This is a genomic window from Vibrio sp. 10N.222.48.A3 (assembly GCF_041475345.1).
GTDB lineage: Bacteria > Pseudomonadota > Gammaproteobacteria > Enterobacterales > Vibrionaceae > Vibrio > Vibrio tasmaniensis_A.
In genome coordinates this window covers 1-3,657 of sequence record NZ_JBFRVX010000267.1, presented here as the reverse complement: position 1 = coordinate 3,657, position 3,657 = coordinate 1, and the positions used below count along the sequence as shown (strand labels likewise).

Here is a 3,657-nt window from a genome sequence, read left to right as displayed (position 1 = left end):
TCTTTAAGATACACCTCGACAAAGCCTCGAGAGGTAAACTTGACTGCGTTGTTTAAGAGGTTAAATAAAATTTGGCGAAGGCGTGCTTTGTCTGAGAAGTACCAACGGCCAGAAGGCACTTCGGAGTACACTTTGAATTGAAGCCCTTTCTCGGAAGACAATGTGTAATAGACACTGTTGATACTTCCTATGATTGAATCAAGCGGGAATCGTGTTTCATCCAGATCTAACCGACCCTGCTCTATCTTTGAAAAATCCAAAATTTCATTGAGTAACGTCATCATATGATCACCCGAATCATACAGGCTCTTAAGATGCTTCTCTTGCTCTGTGCTCAAAGGGGTTTTCAGTAAGATCTGAGCCGTTCCTAATACACCATTCATCGGGGTACGAATTTCGTGTGACAAGGTCGCAAGAAAGGCCGTTTTGGCATTGGTTGATGCTTGAGCTTTAACCTTCTCAGCTTCGAGATAGATGGTTTTTTCGTTGAAGGTTTTGATCAAATGTCCGATTTCATCATCACTAGAGTAGTCAACATCGATGATCTCGCCCGCTTTAGAACTATCAACTTGGGCGGCAATCGTTGTGATTGGGCTTATCAAATAGCGGTTCAGTAAGTAATAACCGGCCATGACACACAACAACAACAGCGGCACAATACCGCCTTCAACGCTCATTACCTGACGAAACACTTCGTCTGCTACTCGTGATTTTGAGTTGACGACATCCACTTGCCATCCAAACTCTCCAAATTGGTTACTACTAATATAAATCCCATCAACGAGATTGAAGTTATGAGAAACCAACACTTGGTTGAGTTTGTCTCTTAGAGTAATACCAAGGTTGTATTCTTCCGCATGGTTCTTGATAAAGCCGAGCAACTCTTCGAGTGAGAGATCCACCGTCGCGACACCTGCAAAAGTTCCATCGTAATAGTAAGGTGAAGATGCTGTGATCATTTGAACATGTGTATATGGGTCAATATACACATTGCTCCATGCAATGGTACCCTGCGCTTTGTTTACTACAGATGTATACCAATATTCGTTCTGATAAGGCGCATTTTTGGGGTTGTTATAAGAAAAGAGCTGGTCAATATCACCATCGTCGGCTTTGTTGAAAAAATAACTGTTAAGGATTTTATCAGAATCCAATGCATGCGGTTCTGGCCAAATACCTGCGCTGACGATCGTGTCATCGCTCGCCGCCAACATTGACTTAATAAATAACGGTATAACATCAGTATCACTGCGCTGCGCCTGAGCGAAACCAACCAAACTATCAACAAAACCTTGAGAGCTGCCGAGGGGTGCTGTAATCAATTCCGATAACAGTTGTGTACGTAAGTCGAGGTTTTGTTGCAACTTAGCGCGTACAGGAGATTCTACGACGTAATACGTCACACTACCGACAATGGCAATGAACATTGCGAGGTATACACCAAGCGCTACCATACTTTTTTTCTTGAGAGACGAGCGTATTTGCATAATTATCTTGTTATTTTCTTTCTGTTTAACCTAGTGTTTATCACTAATGACATCAAGCGTTTTTAGATGAAGCTTGATTGGCGCAAGTTCATTGGTACTATAAGCACAAATATGTTCCCTTTTACGGTACCTCACTTTGACTTTACAAGATATTCTTGCGCTTCCAGAGTTGGAAGGAAAGCTAATCACAGAACACAAAACCATGGGCTTTGTCACTGCAATGGCAGCCGCTCCAAATGTGTTAACCCCTCATGAATGGCTGCCATTCCTTTGGGGTGGCGAAGAAGTCGCGCCTTTTACCGACGGTGAACAGCTGGAAAGCTACATTGAAGTTATCATCGCGCTTTGGAACAAAACCCGCCCAGAACTGATCGAAGGTACTTGGGTATGGCCTGAAGCTTGTCAATTAGATGATGCAGAAGTTGTAAATACAGCAGCTCGCGATTTTTGTGAAGGCTTACTTCAAGGTTGGCAGATAGCCCGTGATGATTGGGAAACACTGATGCCCGAAGACAGCGAAGACAACGCATTGGTCGGCGGCGTGTTGCTTTCACTAAGCATGCTTTACGATCCAGAAACTTCCATTGCTACGCTTGCAGAACAAGGCATCGAAGGCCTTGAGCAATTTGAAGAGATCTTTAATGCTGTGCCAGTGATGCTTTGCGGGTTAACGCAACGCGGTATCGCATTAGCCGAAGCTCAATAATTTTCCATTCTCTCTAAAGCGAGAGATATAAAAGAAATAAGCTGCGCTATATTCGAACGATAGTAAGAAGGCCTCACAATGAGGCCTTCTTTCGCTTCAGGAGAGACTAAATAGCCGTCTAAAAGCCTTTCCAATCGAAATGATCAATTCGCTCATCGGCAATGTAAAACAACTTAGTACCGCTGCTGACAACTTGGTCTAACTCCGGATTAAGCTCTATACCACTCCCCGTATCAATCGCGATCAGCGTTGCTTTATACTTCTCTTTGAATACAGAGAAAATAGGCGCAACGGTTACAGGTTCGGCATCTTTAGGGTAATACGTCGAATACTGTGTCATACCTCTAGTTGAGCTTAAAAGCTCTTGATGAAGCGCACTTGAACCGGGATCAACCGCAGCTTTAGCCAGCATTTCGGCACCCACTGCCGGAATACATTCAGAGTTTGGGCAATGTTGATGCAGTAAATCGCTCAACGCCTCATCTTTAAAGTAAACCAGAAGATGAGCCTTAGGGTTTCGGTTCGCACAATAAAGCGCTGCAGACAGCGTGATGTCGTCTTCGGGGTTATCAATAAGAATACAGCTGGCTGACTCAATGCCCGTTTTCTCCATCTCTTTACCATCGGTGTAGCTGTTTACCTTAACGAAATTGATCTCACCGGGTAACGGATTTTCGATATCTGAACGCGTACATAATACGATTGGTCGCTTGCCCGTTTCTTCATGTTGCAGCATACGGATGAGATGAATGGTTCTTTGTTCATTCCACCCCAACATCAAAATGTGGTTTTCCACTCTAACTCTCCTTTTACCTAACAAGCCCGCTCGCCAATATTCAACACCTTCTGTTGCCACCTTACCCAGTAAAGCAGCGAAAAGGCTGAGCCCTCCAGGGATAACAAACAAAATAACAATCCATCGCCCCGCTTCCGTCGTCGGTGACAAATCGCCATAACCAACCGTAGAAGCCGTCACGACTAAATAGTATGCAAATGTAGTAAACGAGTTGGTTAAGTCCGTTTCACCCGCTAAATACAATGTCGACCACGATAAAAACACGTAGCCGAGGAAAGTAAACAGTAGGTTTTTACCATTCAAAACAAAGATATTCGCTTTGACCCAACGTTTGAGTTGTAACCAGATTATCATTAGAGCCTCTAATCCATTTCTCTTAGTTACATGCTAGAAAAAATAAATGATATCAACAAGATGTATCTTAAGAAAAAGGCACATGAGCCCAAAATAATGCCAATAGTCCACATTTAGGTACAAAAAGACTTAGAAATATATACAAACAATTTCTTGGATCAAATCAAGCTTGGCGAGGTTCGCGTACCAATGTATAAACTTTACCTTGCTTAAAAAAGAAATACACACACAGATTTAGTGCTTCGCCAAACGCCTTTTCTCCGCGCTCACACAGTTGAAAATGTGCCTCGCCTTTATCCATATCGATACTCATT

General features: G+C 43.1%; 3 protein-coding genes. 1 reads left to right on the top strand and 2 read right to left on the bottom strand.

Annotation, left to right across the window (positions count from 1 at the left end):
- The coding region (locus AB4653_RS08785; protein ID WP_372103877.1) for a histidine kinase dimerization/phospho-acceptor domain-containing protein at positions 1–1,454 on the bottom strand (1,454 nt) is incomplete at its 3' end.
- 169 nt (positions 1,455–1,623) lie between these two features.
- Between AB4653_RS08785 and AB4653_RS08780 the strand changes: the two genes are divergently transcribed.
- The gene (locus AB4653_RS08780) at positions 1,624–2,193 is read left to right on the top strand and encodes a UPF0149 family protein (protein ID WP_009846406.1); all 570 of its coding nucleotides are present in this window, start codon (positions 1,624–1,626) and stop codon (positions 2,191–2,193) included.
- Between the two features lie 118 nt (positions 2,194–2,311).
- On the opposite strand, the gene AB4653_RS08775 is transcribed toward AB4653_RS08780, so the two are convergent.
- A complete protein-coding gene (locus tag AB4653_RS08775; RefSeq protein WP_009846405.1) occupies positions 2,312–3,343 on the bottom strand; it encodes a potassium channel family protein in 1,032 nt (343 codons plus the stop codon).
- Positions 3,344–3,657: the final 314 nt, after the last annotated feature.